We start from the raw sequence: 18,319 nt of genomic DNA on the forward strand, positions 1-18,319 counted from the left end.
AGGTTTCACGTGGAACACGACAACCTGCTGGCCCTGGGCCGCATAGAAGGCAAGCTTGACATGATCGTCGCCCACCTCGCCAAACAGGACAAGAAACTGGAAGAGCTGGACGGCCGTCTGCGCGACGTCGAAATCCAGGCCGCCAAGAGCGGCGCGGTATCCGGCGCCCTGTCCGCGCTGCTGGTCACCCTGGCCGGCGAACTGCTCAAACGCCTAGTGCACTGACACCCCTCAGCTAAGCCCCGGCGCCGCCCGGCGTCACACTCTCCCCATCCTCACCATCGTTCCAAGGAATGACCATGTCCATGCTGATTTCCGTGCAAACCGCCATCGCCGACCGCCTGCGCCAAGGCATGGGCCGGATGGTGCGCGAAGTGGCGGCGGACCTGGACGAAACCGCCCTGTGCGGCCTGCAGCTGGCCCACGGCGACTACGCCAGCCGGCTCACCCCGGGCCAGTCCAGCCCCACCATCAACCCGCAGGCGCTGGCCAGGCTGCCGGCGCTGTGGACCGTGGCCGGCGGCATCACGTCCAGCCAGCCGCAGGCCAGCCAGCGTCTGCGCTACAAGGCCAACGCGCTGTTCACCGTCATCGTCGGCGACCGCTTGCAAGCCGACGCCAATTACGCCGGGGCCGGCGTCTGGCAATTGGTCTACGCCGCGCGCCGCCTGCTGGCCTCGCAGGATTTCGGCCTGGCGGTGAATCCGCTGCTGCCGGAAAAGGTGCGACCGCTGGGCCAGGCCCCGCGCGACGGCCAGCCATGGAGCCTGGTGGCCTGCGACTTCAGCACCTATTGGCTGGACGAGGCGCTGGACAACGGCCACTGGCCGTCGCCGCAGACCGACGCCGACCCGGACGCGCTGTTCCGCGCCTTCGGGGGCCGGCTGGAAGACCCGGCCAAGACTTGGCAGAGCACTCAGCTCAACTACAGCCTGGCCGGCGCCGCCGGCGTCAAGGCCCAGGACGTGGTCGCCAATCCCGCGCCGCAACCCAAGTAACCGCTTTCCCCTCGCCGCGCCAACCGGCGCGGCACCTCCCCAACCGCCACACCAGGAGCCTTTCCTTATGGCTAGCGCCAACATCAGCTTCGACCAGATTCCGGCCTCCATCCGCAAGCCGGGCAAATACTTCGAGTTCAACACCAAACTGGCGGTGCGCACGCTGCCGGGCAATCCGCAGCGCGTGCTGGTGATCGGCCAGCGCCTGGCCGACACCGCCGCGCAGCCGGCGCTGGCCGCGCTGGATGTGTTCAGCGACGACCAAGCCGCCCAGGCATTCGGCCGCGGCTCCAACGCCCACCTGATGGCGCGCGCCGCGATCAACGCCAACCCCTACCTGCAGCTGACCGTCATCGGCGTCGATGACGCGGCCGCCGGCACCGCCGCTTCCGGTTCCTTCACCTTCAGCGGCCCGGCCGCCGCCGCCGGCGTGCTGAGCCTGTTCATCGGCGCCGTCCGCGTCGATGTGGCCGTCGCCGCCACCGACGATCCGACCAAGATCGCCGCCAACGCGCAAGCCGCCATCACCAAACTGACCGACCTGCCGGTAACCGCGTCCGCGGCCAAGGAAGTGCTGACCCTCACCGCCCGCCACAAGGGCAGCATCGGCAACAGCATCGCGCTGAAGGCGCAGGAACAGATCGCCGGCCTCGGCGTCGTCATCGCTCCGATGAAGGGCGGCGCCGGCGATCCGGATCTCGCTCCGGCCCTGGCCGCTGTGGTGAGCGGCGGCCACCAGATCATCGCCAGCCCGTTCACCGGCGACGCCGCGCTGACCGCGCTGCGCAACCACCTGGACTTCGTGTCCGGCCCGCTGGAACAACGCGGCGCCATCGGCGTGATCGCCACCACCGGCGCGCTGGCCGACGCCTCCGCCTTGTCCGCCAAGCTGGACAGCGGCCGCGTCACCGCCGCCTGGTACCGCGGCTCGGCCAAGCTGTCGGCCGACATCGCCGCCGCCTGCGCCGCCGTGATCGCCAGCGAGGAAGATCCGGCCCGTCCGCTGAACACCCTGGAGCTGAAAGGCCTGGACGTGGTGGACCTGGCTTCCCGCACCAGCCGCACCGAGCAGGAAAACGCGCTCTACAACGGCGTGACCCCGCTGGAAGTGGCCGCCGGCGACCGCGTGCAGATCGTGCGCGCCATCAGCACCTACACCAAGGACGCGCAAGGCGTGGACGACGTCTCGCTGCTGGACATCACCACCATCCGCACACTGGACTACGTGCGCCGCGCCTGCCGCGAGCGCATCGCGCTGCGCTTCCCGCGCGAGAAGCTGTCCGACCGCACCCCGTCCAAGGTCCGCTCCGAGCTGCTGGACGTGCTGTACAAGCTGGAAGAGCTGGAAATCATCGAACAGGTGGAAGCCAACAAGGCCGGCCTGATCGTCGAGCGCGACCTGCAAGACGCCAACCGCCTGGACGCCAAGATCCCGGTGGACGTGGTCAACGGCCTGCACGTGTTCGCCGGCCGCATCGACCTGCTGCTGTAAGCGCGCGGCAAGGCGGCTGATCCCGCAGTCCTCGGCCGCCCCGCCTCTCCCCCTTCCTTCAACCTCCCAGCCGGCCGGGCCGCCGCCCGGCCGCCCCATCCCGAATCGAAAAGGAAAGTCTCATGGCTTTGAAAGAATACGCAGGCTCCATCGTCCTGGAAGTGAACGGCCAGGAAATCGACGTCATCGACCTCAACGTCAGCAGCCGCACCGGCCGCAAGGTGGTGAAGACGATGAACTCCAGCGGCCGCGCCAAGGGCTTCGCCCGCGGCATCTCCGAATACGACCTGGCAGTCACCGTCTCCATCCCGCTGACCGGCGACCTGGACTGGGAAGCGATCGAAGGCGCCAAGCTGACCGAATTCCCGCTGGCCCCGGGCGGCAAGCGCACCAGCTACCTGGACTGCTTCACGCTGGAAGTTGGCGAGAAATACGGCGTGGAAAGCGAAGCGCGCCGCGATATCAAGCTGATGTCGCTGCGCAAAGTCGCGGAATAACTCTGCCAAGTCGTTAATCAGTGCTGCCTGTCATATCAGCAGGCAGCACTTTCAACAGGTACGCTGCGATGACTCTGAAGACTCAAAAAACACGAAACGGCAAAGCCAATGCGGGATTCGACCTCATCCAGCACGCGTTGGATTTTCAAGGGAAAGGGAAGATAGTTGGCTTAACTGACGCCGAAACACGTGCATACGCTTCAGCCGTCATGCAAAAGGAAAGCTCGGGCAAACTGAATAGCGACAATAGACAGGGATATTACGGCCAATATCAATTCGGCGCGGAAGCGCTTGTGGAAACAGGATTAGTAGACCGAACGAAATATAACTCGGCGATCGAAACGGCCAAAAAACAATATGGCAAAAACTGGAAAGACTACTGGTACGCAAAAAATACCGGCCTTCACGCTAAATTTCTGGAAAACGAATCCAACTGGAAAGTAGCCGGCGGGTTGAAAAATTTCTTGGGCAATAAAGCGCTACAAGATGAAAAATTCCTTGAGTACACCAACAAGCAAATCAATCAGGGCATCAAGTTGAAGGCCATCGATGCGAATGCGCCTGCGGAAAGAATCGCCGCCTTTGCCGGCGCAGCGCACTTAAGAGGCGTTGGCGGAGCCAGCGCGCTCTTCAAGAAAAACCAAGAAACCCGCGATGGAAACGGCACATCGACTGTCGAGTATGCACAGCGCGCCAAAAACGCCATCAACAATCTAGCCCCCATAGTTACAAAAACTATGCAGGGAGGCCAAGCACCATCCCAGCCACCTGAGGCTGCACAGCCCACTGAGCCGCCGCACCCCACGCCTACCGTTCCCGCAGCCAATGCGCGCCCAGTCCAAACTGCGCCAACGTCCCATGCGCAGACAGCCTCCGGCAAAGGGGCGGGAGGACAGTCCATCCTGGACCAACGCGGCCGCTTCAACGGTTACAAACACCAGGATGGTGCTAACGGGGAAAAAGACGCCAGAGGCGTCAACCGCATCGACTGCTCCCATTTGGTCAATCAAGCGCTGACGGGCGCGGGCTATGCCATCCCTTACCAAACCACAGCGGGCATGGCCAACTCCAAATACTACGAGGAAGTCGACGCCAAAGACGTCAAACCCGGCGACATCGCATTGTGGCGTGGAGAGAAGAACCATACCGGTATTGTCGAGGCCTATGACGCCAACACCGGCAAAGGCAGCTTCTTCGGTGCTCAATCCAAGAAAGGCGCATCCAGCGCCCAAATGGGCAAGGGCGCATGGTGGGGACAGCCGCAAAAATTTTTGCGCCCCAAGGCTGAATATCTGAAAGCGCCTGCGCAAGTTCAAGGGAAGGAGGCCCATGCGCCTGCGGCACAGAAACCCGTAGTCCAAGCCGCGCATAAGCCAGCCAACCAGCCGAAGCCAAAGGCGGCCGCAGCCAACGCAAGCCAGCCTACCCCGCAAACCATCGGGGATGACAAGATCCAACAATTACTTCGTTCTGAAGACAAGACGCGGCAATACCGACTCAATAACGGCACGACTGAAACTCGGACCGGCGGTTCGCGTTCCTGGCGCGACAACAATCCCGGCAATATGAAATTTGGCTTCACCGGCAGCGAGGAGGCCACCAAGCACCTCAAGGTGAGCAAAGCCAAAGCTTTGGCCAGGGCTCAAAAGAAATACCAGGGCGTCGTCGATCTGGACCACAACGGCTACGCCATTTTCCAGAGCCAGGCAGCAGGCCGCGCCGCGCAGGCTCAGCTGCTGTTTCACGATCATGCCAATCATTCGGTGGAAGAAATGTTGCCGGGCTATGCCATGGATGATCACTCCGGCAAGGCTGACCATCAGAAATACGCCGAGATGATCTACAAGACAGCAGCCAAACGCGGTCTGGACTTGCACGGCAAAAAACTGAAAGACATGACGACCGCGGAACGCGACGCACTGCAAGACGGCATGCAAAGAATGGAAGGCTTCAAAGCCGGCAAGGTAGACGTCAGCGGTACGGCCCATCCTGCCGCTCAAGCCCAGGCCGCTCCGCCCGCCGCCCCCGCAGCAAAAGCGCCGGCGCCGGGCCCCGCCGCAGCCAAGCCGCTTCCCAAAGCCGCAGCGTCCGCCAACCAAGCCAAGGCCCAGCCCAAGCCGGCCGCGCCGCCCAAGAAACCCGCCGCAGCCAGCCAAGCGCCCGCGGCGGCAGGCAACGCCGCCGAGGCGCAGCTGTCCGCATTGATCGCGCAGCTCAGCGCCGCGCTGACGCAATTGACCCAACCGCTGCGCGTGGTGGTCGACGTGCAAAACGGCAACATCGTCGCCGCCGTCAACGCCGCCAACAGCCAACAACAAAGGAGGAGCTGATGTTCAGCCTCAATGTGTTCGCCGGCCTGTCCGCCGGCCCCCTGGTGGACGCCAGCTTCCGCGGCGTGCGCTTCGATTGCCTGAAGAGCGTGGACAGCGCGCAGCGCGACCAGGCGATGCACGAATACCCGTACAAGGACGGGGCCGACGTGGAGGATCTGGGCCGCAAGGCGCGCAAGGTGTCGCTGTCGGCCATGTTCTGGGGCAAGGATTACCAGCACCGGCTGCGCCAGTTCGTCGCCGCGCTGGACGCCGCCGGCCCCGGCGAGCTGGTCCATCCGGTGTTCGGCAGCATGCCGCAGGCCCAGGTGGTGGATTACCAGATCAGCCACGACGCCGACGCCACCGACTCCTGCACCGTGGAAATCAACTGGGTGGAAGCCACGCCGGGCAATCCCTTCTTCGCCGCCAAGAAGACGCTGCCGCAGGTGGAAGCCATCTCGTCGCAGGTGGACAAGCTGCGCCAGATGGCCGGCGAGGCCTTTTCCAAGGCCCAGGGCCTGGTGGCCACCGCCAAGGGCGCCCTGGCCCGCGTCGCCGCGCTGCGCCAGCAGCTGACCGCCACCGTCCGCCAGCTCGCCGCGATGGCCAACCAGGCCGTGGCCCAGGCGACCGATCTGCTCGCCTATCCGCAAGCCTTCGTCGCCCAGGCCAAGCAGCTGGTGGATGAGGCGGCCAACTGGCGCTTCGATCTGAAAGCGGAGATCGGCCCGCTGCCGGCGCTGAAAACCGCCGCCGAGATGTCGTCGGCCACGCTGGCCGACTGGAAGGCGCTGCGCCGCCGGCTGGAAGGCTTGCCGGACGCGGTGCGCCAGGGCATCTCGCCGGTGTCCGCCAGCGCCACCTTATCGGTGTGGAGCGACGACCAGCGCCGCATCGACGCGCTGCTGCAGCTCAACGTATCCACCAAGCTCGCCTCCGCCGCCGGCGGCGTCTTCGCCAGCGAATCGCAGAAACCGACGCTGACCCCACCGGCGCTGGAACAGATCGCCGGCGACGTGCGCGCCTCGCTGCAAACCACGATAGACCAGTGGCGCGCCTCGCTGCCGGCCGAGGACGCCTACAAGGTGGTGGACGGCCTGCGCGAGCTGGGCCTGCAGGTGCAGCAAGGCGCCACCGCGCTGATCGCCGCCAAGCCCCCGCTGCTGAAACGCAAGGTGGAATCCGCCTGCAATCTGCGCCAGCTGGCCCACCTGTGGTACGGCGACAGCGAGCGCGCCGAGGAGCTGCTGCGGCTGAACCCGCAGCTGTCCCAACCCAACCATCTGACTCCGGGGACCCTGGTCTATGGCTACGCCCGCTAAGCAAACCGTCAGCCTGCAGATAGGCGGCCGCCAGCACGGCGACTGGACCCACTACTCGGTCGACTCCGACCTGGTCGTCGCCGCCGACGCCTGGCAGGTGTCGCTGGGCCTGCCCGGCGGGGTGTTCCCGCCCGACGTGGAGCCGGGCGCGATGGTCAAGGTGCTGGTCGGCGGCGAAACGGTGCTGATGGGCCGCATCGACGACATCAGCCACAGCGTCGCCTCCGGCAGCCACCAGCTGGCGCTGTCCGGCCGCGACCTGGCCGGCATGCTGCTCGACTGCAGCGCGCCGCTGTTCACCGGCAAGGGCATGACGCTGCAGGACGTGCTGGACAACGTGGTGAAGCCGCTGGGCATCGCCAGCATCCGCGTCGACGCCAAGGCCAAGGGGCAGATCGAGAAGATCAACGTCGATCCCGGCAACAGCGCCTGGGACGTGCTCACCCGCGCCGCCCAGGCCAACGGCCTGACCGCCTGGTTCGACCCGGACGGCACGCTGGTAGTGGGCGGCCCGGACTACAGCCGGCCGGCCAGCGCGCGGCTGATCCTGCGCCGCGACGGCAAGGGCAACAACGTGCTGAGCCTGGCGGAGACCCGCTCCCACGCGCAGCGCTATTCCGAGCTGACGCTGCTGGGCCAGGGCCACGGCCAATCGCTGACGCCGGGCCGCCACGCGATGACACACCACGTCTTCGATTCCGACGTCTGCTACCACAAGCCGCGCATCCAGGTGGAGCCGGACGCCGCCAGCCCGGCCGAGCTGGCCGCCCGCGCCGACAAGATGCTGGCCGACGCCCGGCTGGCCGGCTACACGCTGACCGCCACCGTGGCCGGCCACCGCGACAGCCAGGGCGCGTTGTGGACGCCGGGCCAGCGCATCGAGGTGGAAAGCGAGCCGCACGGCATCAACGGCACCTATTTCCTGATGTCCCGCACTTTCGAGGGCGGCCGCGGCCAGGGCAGCGTCACCCGGCTGACGCTGAAGGAAGACAAGTGCTGGATTCCGGTGATGCGCGCCGGCAAGCAATAAGGAGAAAAACATGTGGCATGAAGTAGACCAACGCATCCGCCGCGCCTTCAGCAATGTGCGCCAGGGCTTCCGCGCGGTGCTCACCCACGTCGACAGCGACGGCGGCGTGCAGGCGGCGCAGGCCGACGCGCTGGCCGGCGAGCGGCTGCAGGACGCCGAGCTGTTCCAGCATTACGGCTACACCTCCAACCCGCCGCCGGGCAGCATGGCCATGGTGCTGCCGCTGGGCGGCCGCACCACCCACAGCGTGGTGATCGCCACCGAGCACGGCAGCTACCGGCTGCAATCGCTGCAACCCGGCGAAGTGGCGCTGTACAGCGACGAAGGCAGCAAGATCGTGCTCAAACGCGGCAGGATCATCGCGGTGGAGTGCGACACCTTCCAGCTCGACTGCAAGACCTGGCAGGTCAATGCCAGCGAACAGGCCAGCTTCACCACGCCCAAGCTGAACGCCAGCGCGCAGTTCATCGCCCAGGGCCAGATCAGCGGCAACGGCGGCCTGGCCATCCAGGGCGGCGGCGGCGCCAAGGTCACCGGCAGCGTCAGCGCCAGCGGCGATGTGAAGGCCGGCGGCATCAGCCTGCAAGGCCACATCCACAACGGCGACTCCGGCGGCGTGACCAGCCCGCCCAAAGGCTGAGCCGGCCCCAGGCCGCGCCTCGCGCGGCCACTGACCCCCGTCCCCTGATCCTCCAACCGCCAAACCCGGAAAATAACGCCATGGACCCACTATTGGACCCCATCACCGGCGACTACGCCGGCGGCTCCACCGACACCCTCGCCAACGCCGTCTACCTGCGCCTGATGACCCCGCTGGGCGGCTGGTGGGCCGACCCGACGCTGGGCTCGCGCCTGCATGAGCTGTCCCGCAGCAAGGACAGCAGCCGCATCGACCTGTTGGCCTGCCAATACGCCGAGCAGGCGCTGCAGCCGCTGCTGCAGGACGGCCGCGCCAGCCGCGTCCAGGTGTCGTCGCAGCGGCAAGGCCCCGGCCGGCTGCTCCTGAACATCGAAGTCGCCGAAACCGGCGGCCACATCCGCCATTTCCAACACCAAGTGAGGATAGCCTGATGCCTCTGTCCACTCCCGATTTCGCCAGCATCCGCGACACGCTGCTGCGCGACCTGCAAAACCTGCGCGCCGACGCCGACATCGCGCCGGACAGCGATTACTTCGTCCGCGCCAGTTCGGTGGCCAGCGCGGTGGAGGGCCTGTACCAGCACCAGAGCTGGATCGCCCGCCAGATCTTCCCCGACACCGCCGACAGCGAATACCTGGAACAACACGCCCGCCTGCGCGGCATCGTGCGCAAGCCGCCTACCGCGGCCAGCGGCACGCTGCGCATCAACGGCACCGCCGGCGCCGTCGTCACCGGCAGCCTGCAGCTACGAGTGGGCGAACAGCTGTACGCCACCCCGGCCGCCAATCCCGACGGCAGCCCGTACTCGGTCCGGCTGGACGACAACAAGCAGGCGGAGTTGCCTGTCTTCGCCAGCCAGGCCGGCAGCGCCGCCAATCAGCCGGACAATCTGCCGGTGGAGCTGATGCAGGCGCCGTCCGGCGTCGGCGCCAAGGCGCTGCTGCTCAGCATGCGCAACGGCGTGGACGTGGAAGACGACGCCGCCCTGCTGGACCGGCTGCTGGAACTGATCCGCCGCCCGCCGGCCGGCGGCAACAAGCACGACTACCGCCGCTGGGCGATGGAAGTGAAAGGCGTCTCCGCCGCCTACGTCTACCCGCTGCGCCGCGGCCTGGGCACCGTGGACGTGGTGATCACCGCCAACGGCGACCTGCCGTCCCAGGAAATCCTCGCCAATGTGCAGAGCCATATCGAAGACCTGCGCCCGGTCACCGCCAAGAGCTGCCTGGTGCTGGCGCCGACGCCGCGCCCGGTGGACATCGATGTGGCGCTCAACCTCGGCGGCGCGAACCTGGACGCGTTCACGCCGCTGTTGCAGCAGACGCTGCAAGCCTACTTCGCCGGCCTCGCCCCGGGCGAGCGGCTGGTCAAGAGCCGGATCGAAGCGCTGATCTCCGACCTGCCCGGCGTGCAGGACCGCCAGCTCAACGGGCCGGCCGGCAACATCGATCCGATATCCGATGAGAAGGTGGTGGAGTGGCTGCGCCTGGGCAAACTGACGGTGAGGGCGCTGCAATGACGCCGCAACCACCCTACCAGGACTTGCTGACCCGGCTGCTGCCGCCGGTCAGCTACCGCCCGGACGGCCCGCGGCTGCAGGCTGAGCTGGCCAGCGAGGGCGCGGCGCTGGACCGTACCCAGAACTCCGCCCGCCAGCTGGCCGGCGCCGTCACCCCGCAGCAGGCCGAAGCCATGCTGCCGGACTGGGAGCGGGTATGCGGGCTGACGCCGCCGCCCGACGCGCCCTACCAGCAACGCCAACAGGCGGTGCTGGCCAAGCTGGCCGAAACCGGCGGCCTGTCCATCCCCTACTTCACCCGGCTAGCCGCCGGCATGGGTTACAAGATTCAGATCGCCGAGCCGCAGCCGTTCCGCGCCGGCGTCAACCGCGCCGGCCAGCAGCTGTGGAGCGCCGACATCCCCTGGGTATGGCAGGTGACGGTGTTCGGCAGCAAGGTGCGCCCCTACCAGTTCCGCGCCGGCCAGTCGCTGGCGGGCGAGCGCTTGTGCGCCTTCGGCGACCCCAGGCTGGAAGAGCTGTTCAACGATCTCAAGCCGGCCCATACCTTCGTCTACTTCGCCTACCAGCCGTAAACCGTCTCCCAACGCGCGCCTCCCGCGCGTTTCTCCCCGCCTTTTCCCTCCCCGGCGCCGATCCTCAATCGGCCGTCCCTGTCCCATCCTTTTCCAGGAGCGCTTCATGCAAGACCCGATCAAGCCCGTTCCCACCCCGGACCAGAAGTTCCACGACGGCAACCCCTCCACCGGCGAGATGGGCACCATCGTCTCCGCCAGCTGGCTGAACACCGTGCAGTCCGCCATCCAGACCACTCAGCAGGAAGTGCTGTCCGTGATCGGCAGCAACAACGGCCAGCAAGCCGATCCGGCGCGCCAGGACCAGCTGCTGCAGGCGATCAAGCAGCTGGCCTGGGGCGGCAATGCCAAACCCACTACTCTGGCGGGCTACGGCATCGCCGATGGCCTGACCCTGCGGCCGCAACTGGGCGACAGGGTCGACTTGAACAACATCGCCGACGACGGCCTGTATCACAATCCCGCCAACGCTTACGCCGCCAACGGCGCCAATTACCCGGCGCCGTACGCCGGCCTGCTGTTTGTCTTTGCCGATGGCGAGATGGTCTACCAACAGTATCAGTGCTACAACAACGCCGGTTGCTGGTACCGCTGCCGCTACCGCGGCAACTGGAGTCAATGGCAGAAGCTGGCCGACGCCGCCACCACGCTGGCCGGCTACGGCATCACCGACGGCGCGACCAAGGCCGAGCTGAAGGCAGCGGTGGACGGGCTGGTCAGCGGCGCGCCGGGCGCGCTGAACACGCTGCAGGAACTGGCGGCCGCGCTGGGCAACGACAACAACTTCGCGTCCACCATCACCAACAAGCTGGCCGGCAAGGCCGACAAGTCCAGCTCGCTGGCCGGCTACGGCATCAACACGCTGGAGCTGTCCACCGGTCAAACTGCGCGGGTCATTAAGACAACAGCCAACAATTACGACAATGGCATTTACACCAACGGCACGCTGGAACTGCGCTCCACCGGCACCGACTTCCCGTCGCTGGGCCTGCATCGCCCCGGCAACAGCGCGGTGGCGCTGGTTCATAAGGGATATGGCGACGATACGCTGATGCTGAAGGAAGCTACCGGCGGCGAATATCGCGTCTGGCATTCCGGCAACGATGGCTCCATCATCAAGAAACGCCGCTATCGCATATGCGTCGACGACAAGACCTCTCTCGACAACGATGTCACCGCCGGCGAGATGGGCTTCAATTACGCCACCTCCAGCGGCGTCAACGGCCCCTATATCGCCTTCGGGGGCTTGGGCGGCAATAGCGACTACTCCTGCCAGTTGACTGCCGACTACATCAACGGCTACGTGATGCGCTTCCGTACCCGCAACGACGACGCCAAACGCTGGAACCCCTGGTATACGCTGATCCATGAAGGCCATTTGACCGGCCAGGTCGCCTTCTTCGCGATGTCCGCTCCGCCGCTGGGCTGGCTGAAGGCCAATGGCGCGGCGGTCAGCCGCAAGGATTATCCGTCGCTGTTCGCCGCCATCGGCACCACCTATGGCGCGGGCGACGGCTCCACCACCTTCAACCTGCCGGACCTGCGCGGCGAATTCATTCGAGGATGGGACGATGGGCGTGGGGCGGATGGTGGACGCGGCTTCGGCACCTGGCAAAACGCGACACGTGTCATCAAGGACTACTGGTCGGATGGAGGCTGGAGCGGTGCGGTACCGGACGTAATGGGAACCGCGGCCGCAGACTGGGATTGGGCAGGTCGCATCTTCGATGGCGTGCAAGGCGCACAAACTCTTGGGCAAGGCACGGCCAACAAACATGTGGATGCCATCCGCGTTCGCCCCCGCAACATCGCCCTGCTCGCCTGCATCAAATACTGAGGAACCCGCCATGTCTGACAACAACAAAACCGTCTACGCCTACCACCCGCAAACCGGCGAATACCAGGGGCCGACTGCGGCCGATCCATCGCCGCTGCAACCCGGCGTCTGGCTGCTGCCGGCTTATAGCACCGAGTTGCAGCCGCCAGTCGCCGCCGAGCGCCAGACTGCCGTCTTCCGCGACGGCGGCTGGACTGTGTCGCCGGACTGGCGCGCCGTAAAACTATGGAGCATCGATACCGCGCAACCCATTCAGGCGCGCCTGGGCGACACGCCAGACAGCCTGCGCGCCACGCTGCTGCAACCCTGCGAATTCCCCACCTGGGACGGCAAAAACTGGAGCATCAACAAAACCGCCCAGGCCGCCGCGCTGGCGGAAAAGACCAACGCCGAGCTGAAGCAGCGCCTGGCCGACGCCTACGCCGCCCGCCGGCCGCTGGAAGACGCCGAGTCCATCGGCATCGCCACCGCCGACGAACTGCAAAAACTGGCCGCCTGGAAACGCTACTGCGTCGACCTGTCCCGCCTGCCGGACCTGGCGATGTGGCCGCGGCTGGTGGACGCCGACTGGCCCAAGCAACCAGGCTAAGCGCAGTTCCAGCAACCCCGAAACGGCAGCCCCGCGCTGCCGTTTTTCGCGATTGCCGCACTGACATCCGCCCACTGAGCCGCCGCCTCCGCCAGCCGCACAATCACCGTCATCCGAATCAGCGACATCTGCCACTAGGCCTGGAGCCGTTTACTCTTTTTACGGGAGGCATTTCCATGCAAGAGCAATTCAAATCCATCACCTGCTCCAGAGCAGTAATACCTAAACAGTAATCCCTATACCGGAGCGCTTGGCACCTTCGTCACATCGGAGTAGCTGAGCGATGTACAGCCGACGGTTTATTCCACGCAGAAAAAGCTGCTGGAATTGTTGCAAGACCGCAAGCCGCAGACCAATACCAATACCAATACCAATACCAATACCAATTGCGACAACCAATTTCTACATGCAGTGTGCAGCGCAACCAAGATCATGATTTATATTAGCGGGTCTTAGCAACGTGCTTTACCTCAAGCGTAAAATAGAGCCTTCCAGCAGTACCTGCCCTTATCAGGGCCTCATTTTGTTATCAGTTCTTGAGTGGATTTTGGAAATACTTCAAATACTCATTACCAAATTTATATGAGGCATAATCATTAAGATGACCGACATCTCTATAAATTGGCACCCCATTGATCTCCGTTTTGCAAGTTCCACCCCTGCATTGAATATCTTTAGGATCAATAACAATTAAGCCTGGGTAATCTTTATTAAGCTTGGAAAATAATATGGAGAACCACTCAGTGTCTTGGTTCGTTCTCGTACTGAAATCACAGTTATCATACCCATAGCTCTGCCTGAGCTTTATATGCTTATAATAACATGCAAAATAGTTTTCAGGCATGCTATAAATTGTCTTCATGATAACAGGCTTCGCTCCAGATTCCTCAATGATATTTAATGCATTCCGCAACGCGGCTTCAACCCTCCCTCGAGACAATGCAACAGAACGCGGATCACCCAGATTATTAATTACGTTATCACCAGAATAATTTATCCAAACTTGACCAATAATAACATAATCAAATTTATTATTTTTAATTCTTTGGAAATATTGCTGAGTATTATTATAGCAGTTTTGATAGACAGTATTTTTGAAGGTCCACCAATCAAATAGATAAATGTTTGGCAAAGTCAAACAAGATGATGTGCCCTGAACAGAAATCGATAGATTAGCATCTTTTGCCAATACATCGAAAAATCCCCAAAAATGATTTGAATGGGAGTCGCCAATTAAAAGTGCTTTCCTTTTCGAAAACCTGTTCCCAATAATGCAGTTAGCGCTTATTCCTGATGCATCTCCATCAATACAAGATTCTCTGTACTTCGACGAATAATCTCTGATCTCAGAGTTAATTCGTGAGTACTCGGCACCAAACCGCTCTGGAAATCCATTGAAGTAACTACTTGCTGTATATAACGCAATAGAAATGAAAATGGGCAAGAAAATCATAGAAAATACCGTCTTCTTTAGCGCCCACTGCATTCTCCGGCATGGCTTCTCAATCAGAGAGTATGAGACAAATGCAACAAAAAACGTCATTAAATAGCAAAAAGCTTTGAATTTGATATTATTTTCAAAACCAATATATTTTCCTGTTGCAAAAATAGGCCAGTGCCATAAATATAGCGAATAAGACATCTTACCTAAATTAACCAAAATAGGCGCAGATAAAACCTTATTAAAAAAACCATTCCCTCCCTCACCTACGAATATCAATACGGCTACAGAAAAGCATACTATTATTGCGTGATAATCAGGAAAACCAATATCTATATTTTTTAATGTGGCGATAAAGATTAAAATACAAAAAAACACTACCCCCAATACTGTCGCCCAAAAACTACTGCTTATTTTCTTACTACCCCCCCAAAAAACAACGCAACTTCCCATCAAGAATTCGAACATTCTAGATGTCAAAAGAAAATAACTCTTGTCTGGATATTTTCTAGAAAAATAAAGAGATAGCAGTACCGCCCCTATAGTAAATCCCAGCACAATATGTTTCACATTTTCATGTGAAAATTTTTTAAATAAAAACACCAAACCAGCAGGTAATATTAAATACCACTGCCATTCAATTGATAATGACCATGTATGCAATAGAAGTAGAAATGATGAATCTGTCGCTGCATAGCTCGTCACGACTCGTGAAAAATGTTGATTAGATATAAATGATGCCGCATATCTTGCACTATTTGCATAGCTAATCAAATCCTCTGGCAAATAATACAGTGCGGCTAAAATAGAGGTGAATAACATTACTGCTATTAAATTTGGCTGCAACCGCCATAGCCGTCTAGCATAAAAATTAGACAGCGAGAATTTATTACTTTTAATTCCAGAATAGCAAATTGCTGTTATTAAATATCCGGAAATCACAAAAAATATATCTACCCCAATAAAGCCAGAAGGAAATAAACTTAGTCCTCCGTGAAAAGATAAAACCAATAAAACTGCAATCGCGCGCAGCCCATCAATATCTGCTCGATACTGGATAGTTTTTTCAACTTTGGGTACCGCTATGCGGTTGGAAAATGGGAAAACAAGCGATGATAGCGACTTCATATTGTGGCAGGGAGAATTAAAAATCTTGAATTAATAAAAAGCAGTTTATATTTCGCACCGAGACAACTAACAATGTCACCATTGCTTATGGTCCAGTTTTATGAAATGATTATTTATCAGCCAATACACATTTACTATAATATCGGCCAGCTTATCACTTATTACAATGATACCATGCAGCGTTGACGCATAGATAATTTATACACCTAAGACCCACTAACAAAATTGGCAAAACAAGTTAGCGATAAGCCTTGTCAGACAAGCATGAGACGTCAACTTCTTACCCAGAAGCTGTAGAAATAGCTACAACTACTGCCTCCCATACCACCTCATCGTCGTGACAAGGGTGTCCGCGCTTGGATGACCTGGCTGTCCAGAACGGCATCCTGTTCGTTCTTACCACTGGTATTCCGTGGGCAGGCCTGCCACAGCAGCTGGGCTTCGGCAGTAGCATGGGCTGCTGGAAACGACTGTGAGATTGGCAACAGCAAGGTCTCTGGGACCAACTCCATCTGGCATTACTCACGCAGCTTAACAGTGCAACCAGATTGATTGGAGCCGCGCAGCATCGATGGGGCGACCCCAGGGGCACAACCCCACCGACCGAGGCAAACTCGACAGCAAACGGTACATAGTCGTAGACCGCCGTTGCCTGCCCTTGGCGCTGTACATTACCAGCGCGAACCAGCGTAACTCGATAATGTTTGAGTCATTGGTCAATGCCATCCTGGCCATTCTCGGCTTGCCGGGCAAACCACGAAAACGACCAGACCGGCTGCATACCGACAAGGGTACGACTACCGCCGTTGTCGGGACTATCTTCGGCGACGGAGCATCCAGGCCCTCATTGTCCGCCAAGGCGTTGAGAGCCGCGAGAGACTAGGGTGGCATCGCTAAGTGGTCGAACAAAAGCATGCGTGGCTGGGTTCGGTAAATTACGCATCCGCTTCAAACAACGGTTCGATACGCATTACGCACTGTTGAATCTAGCTTACTATTTGATTTTCTTGAGATTTACTGAGAAACTTTGTTCGCGACTCTCTATCACAGCAACATCAGCATCACGCACATACAGAAGTCCAACAATATTGGCTTATTGCGCACTGGACTCGTGCGCGGCACTGACACCCGTCCACTGCTCCCCCCGCGCCAACCGCCGCACAATATCCGTCACGTTCAATCAGCGACATCCGTCATCGGCCCTACGGCCGATTTTTCTTTACCCAGCGGGAGGCGTTTTCCATGCAAGACCAGCTCAAATCCATCAGCACTCCAGACAGCCTGTTTCACGATGGCAACCCCGCCACGGGCGAGCTCGGCACCGTCGTCACAGCCGATTGGCTGAACAGCATGCAGTCAGCCGTGCAATCCACCCAGCAGGAGCTGCTGGCCGTGATCAACAGCAACAACGGCCAGAAAGCCGATCCTACGCGCCAGGATCAATTGCTGCAGGCGATGCGCAACATCTCCTGGGGCGGTAACAACAAACCCACCACGCTGGCCGGCTACGGCATCGCCATCGCCAGCCAGGCCGAGGCGGAAGCGGGCACCGACAACGTCAAAGCCATGACGCCGCTGCGCGTCGAGCAGGCGCTGAACGCCTTAGGCCTGTCCGGCTACGCCAAAGTCATCACCAGCGGATCGCTGCAAGCCGTGCGTCCCAATGGCCTTTATCACATAGACAGCAATTTGGTGAGCGGAACCCCGGATAAGAGCAATGGAATGTTGCTGGTCAACTTCCTCAACGACAAATGGGGCAGCCAGGTCTACTGGATGTGGGGCGGCGCCACTTACGAACAGCGGTTGGAGAACGGCAACTGGCAGCCCTGGGTCAAGCTGCTGAAAACCGGACAGCAAAGCACGCTGGCCGATTACGGCATCACCGACGCCGCCAGCAAAACCGACCTGCAAAAAGCGGTCAACGATCTGGTGGCTGGCGCGCCGGGCGCGCTGAACACGCTGCAGGAACTGGCGGCGGCGCTGGGCAACGACGCCAACTACGCGGCTTCGATCACCAAGCAGCTGTCGGGCAAGGCCGACAAAGCCACCACGCTTAGCGGGTACGGTATAAGCGATGCGTTTCCATTACGCCCCCCATTAGGAGCAGGTGTTGACCTCAATACGGTGCAAGATACCGGAATTTTTCACCAACCAAGGAATGCTAATATTTCAACCGGGCAGAACTACCCAGCTGAATTAGCTGGCATGCTAATGGTTTACTCATCTGAGTCAATGGTATATCAAATTTATCTTCCATACGATGGGAGCAATATATCATGGCGAGTTGGGTACAATAAAAATTGGAGCATCTGGAAAAGATCTGTTGATTCGACCTATGTTGACACTAAGGCCAAAACTGAGGCCGATCGAGGTCGAGATGAGGCAATCAAATCCACAAATAAGCACTTCCCCGGTCAGTTAGTTCCCATGTTCACATCCAAGCCGCCGGCTGGACTACTAATCTGCAATGGTGCAGCAGTATCCCGAGATATTTACCCAGATTTGTTTAGCGCCATCGGAACAACATATGGAGCTGGGGATGGCACCAAAACATTCAATCTGCCCAATATACCAGATGGTTTTGCTATGCTGGCCGCAAATGGAACTCCTGTAGGAGCAATAACTCAAGGAGAAATAAAATCACACGCTCATGCAACCAATTCTTCAGTAGATGAGGCTGGGGGGCACCTTCATGGAATGAATTTGACAAGCCAAGGTGGTAATAGCAACCCAGCAGGAGCAGTTGCATCTGCAGGTTACAACTGGACAGGTTATAATCCTAGCCCAATGAACATAGCTGGGGCACACACACATAATATTACAGTCAATATTCAAGCTACGGGCAGCCCCAATAATTACGCATCTGGAATGAAGGTGACTATCTGCATCGCCTATTGAAATATAGGTCTCTCATGTGAAACCGCGCCCTCCTGGCGCGG

16 protein-coding genes are annotated in these 18,319 nt (G+C 60.2%); 15 read left to right on the plus strand and 1 reads right to left on the minus strand.

Going from position 1 to position 18,319, the window contains the following annotated elements:
- The first annotated feature begins 9 nt into the window (after positions 1-9).
- From BKX93_RS13685 to BKX93_RS13745, 13 genes are all read left to right on the plus strand, one after another.
- Positions 10-225, plus strand: coding sequence for a hypothetical protein (locus BKX93_RS13685; protein ID WP_021475230.1), 216 nt, complete (start codon positions 10-12; stop codon positions 223-225).
- 74 nt (positions 226-299) lie between these two features.
- Positions 300-998, plus strand: a complete 699-nt coding sequence (locus BKX93_RS13690; RefSeq protein ID WP_070980225.1) for a DUF1834 family protein — start codon at positions 300-302, stop codon at positions 996-998.
- Between the two features lie 67 nt (positions 999-1,065).
- Complete coding sequence (locus BKX93_RS13695) at positions 1,066-2,490, plus strand: phage tail sheath subtilisin-like domain-containing protein (protein ID WP_070980227.1); 1,425 nt, start codon at positions 1,066-1,068, stop codon at positions 2,488-2,490.
- Between the two features lie 122 nt (positions 2,491-2,612).
- Positions 2,613-2,987, plus strand: a complete 375-nt coding sequence (locus BKX93_RS13700; RefSeq protein WP_070980229.1) for a phage tail protein — start codon at positions 2,613-2,615, stop codon at positions 2,985-2,987.
- A 68-nt stretch (positions 2,988-3,055) separates the two neighbouring features.
- A complete protein-coding gene (locus BKX93_RS24730; protein WP_145929319.1) occupies positions 3,056-5,317 on the plus strand; it encodes an NlpC/P60 family protein in 2,262 nt (753 codons plus the stop codon).
- Positions 5,317-6,621, plus strand: a complete 1,305-nt coding sequence (locus BKX93_RS13710; RefSeq protein WP_070980233.1) for a DNA circularization protein — start codon at positions 5,317-5,319, stop codon at positions 6,619-6,621. Before BKX93_RS24730 ends, BKX93_RS13710 begins: the two co-directional genes overlap by 1 nt.
- On the plus strand, positions 6,605-7,651 hold the full coding sequence (locus BKX93_RS13715; RefSeq protein ID WP_070980235.1) for a phage baseplate assembly protein: 1,047 nt from the start codon (positions 6,605-6,607) through the stop codon (positions 7,649-7,651). The genes BKX93_RS13710 and BKX93_RS13715 overlap by 17 nt, the downstream gene beginning before the upstream one ends.
- Positions 7,652-7,661: 10 nt before the next feature.
- Positions 7,662-8,291 carry a phage baseplate assembly protein V gene (locus tag BKX93_RS13720; RefSeq protein WP_046157999.1) on the plus strand — a complete coding sequence of 210 codons (630 nt, stop codon included), beginning with the start codon at positions 7,662-7,664 and terminating at the stop codon, positions 8,289-8,291.
- 80 nt (positions 8,292-8,371) lie between these two features.
- Complete coding sequence (locus BKX93_RS13725; RefSeq protein WP_031295414.1) at positions 8,372-8,722, plus strand: phage GP46 family protein; 351 nt, start codon at positions 8,372-8,374, stop codon at positions 8,720-8,722.
- The gene (locus BKX93_RS13730) at positions 8,722-9,810 is read left to right on the plus strand and encodes a baseplate J/gp47 family protein (RefSeq protein ID WP_070980237.1); all 1,089 of its coding nucleotides are present in this window, start codon (positions 8,722-8,724) and stop codon (positions 9,808-9,810) included. The genes BKX93_RS13725 and BKX93_RS13730 overlap by 1 nt, the downstream gene beginning before the upstream one ends.
- Positions 9,807-10,385 (plus strand): YmfQ family protein, encoded by a 579-nt coding sequence (locus BKX93_RS13735; protein ID WP_031295412.1) that lies wholly within the window; start codon positions 9,807-9,809, stop codon positions 10,383-10,385. Before BKX93_RS13730 ends, BKX93_RS13735 begins: the two co-directional genes overlap by 4 nt.
- Positions 10,386-10,491: 106 nt before the next feature.
- Positions 10,492-12,222, plus strand: a complete 1,731-nt coding sequence (locus BKX93_RS25760; protein ID WP_244887182.1) for a tail fiber protein — start codon at positions 10,492-10,494, stop codon at positions 12,220-12,222.
- Positions 12,223-12,232: 10 nt separating this feature from the next.
- Positions 12,233-12,811: a tail fiber assembly protein gene (locus BKX93_RS13745; RefSeq protein ID WP_070980239.1), complete on the plus strand. Its 579-nt coding sequence runs from the start codon at positions 12,233-12,235 to the stop codon at positions 12,809-12,811.
- A gap of 529 nt (positions 12,812-13,340) precedes the next feature.
- On the opposite strand, the gene BKX93_RS24010 is transcribed toward BKX93_RS13745, so the two are convergent.
- A complete protein-coding gene (locus BKX93_RS24010) occupies positions 13,341-15,380 on the minus strand; it encodes an acyltransferase family protein (RefSeq protein WP_083340555.1) in 2,040 nt (679 codons plus the stop codon).
- Positions 15,381-15,736: 356 nt separating this feature from the next.
- Between BKX93_RS24010 and BKX93_RS26000 the strand changes: the two genes are divergently transcribed.
- Positions 15,737-15,856, plus strand: a complete 120-nt coding sequence (locus BKX93_RS26000) for a transposase (protein WP_425304925.1) — start codon at positions 15,737-15,739, stop codon at positions 15,854-15,856.
- A 766-nt stretch (positions 15,857-16,622) separates the two neighbouring features.
- Entirely contained in the window at positions 16,623-18,278 is a 1,656-nt protein-coding gene (locus tag BKX93_RS25765) for a tail fiber protein (RefSeq protein WP_070980243.1), read from the plus strand.
- The last annotated feature ends 41 nt before the right edge of the window (positions 18,279-18,319 follow it).

Origin of the sequence: Chromobacterium vaccinii (assembly GCF_001855275.1) — a bacterium.
Taxonomy (GTDB): Bacteria; Pseudomonadota; Gammaproteobacteria; order Burkholderiales; family Chromobacteriaceae; genus Chromobacterium; species Chromobacterium vaccinii.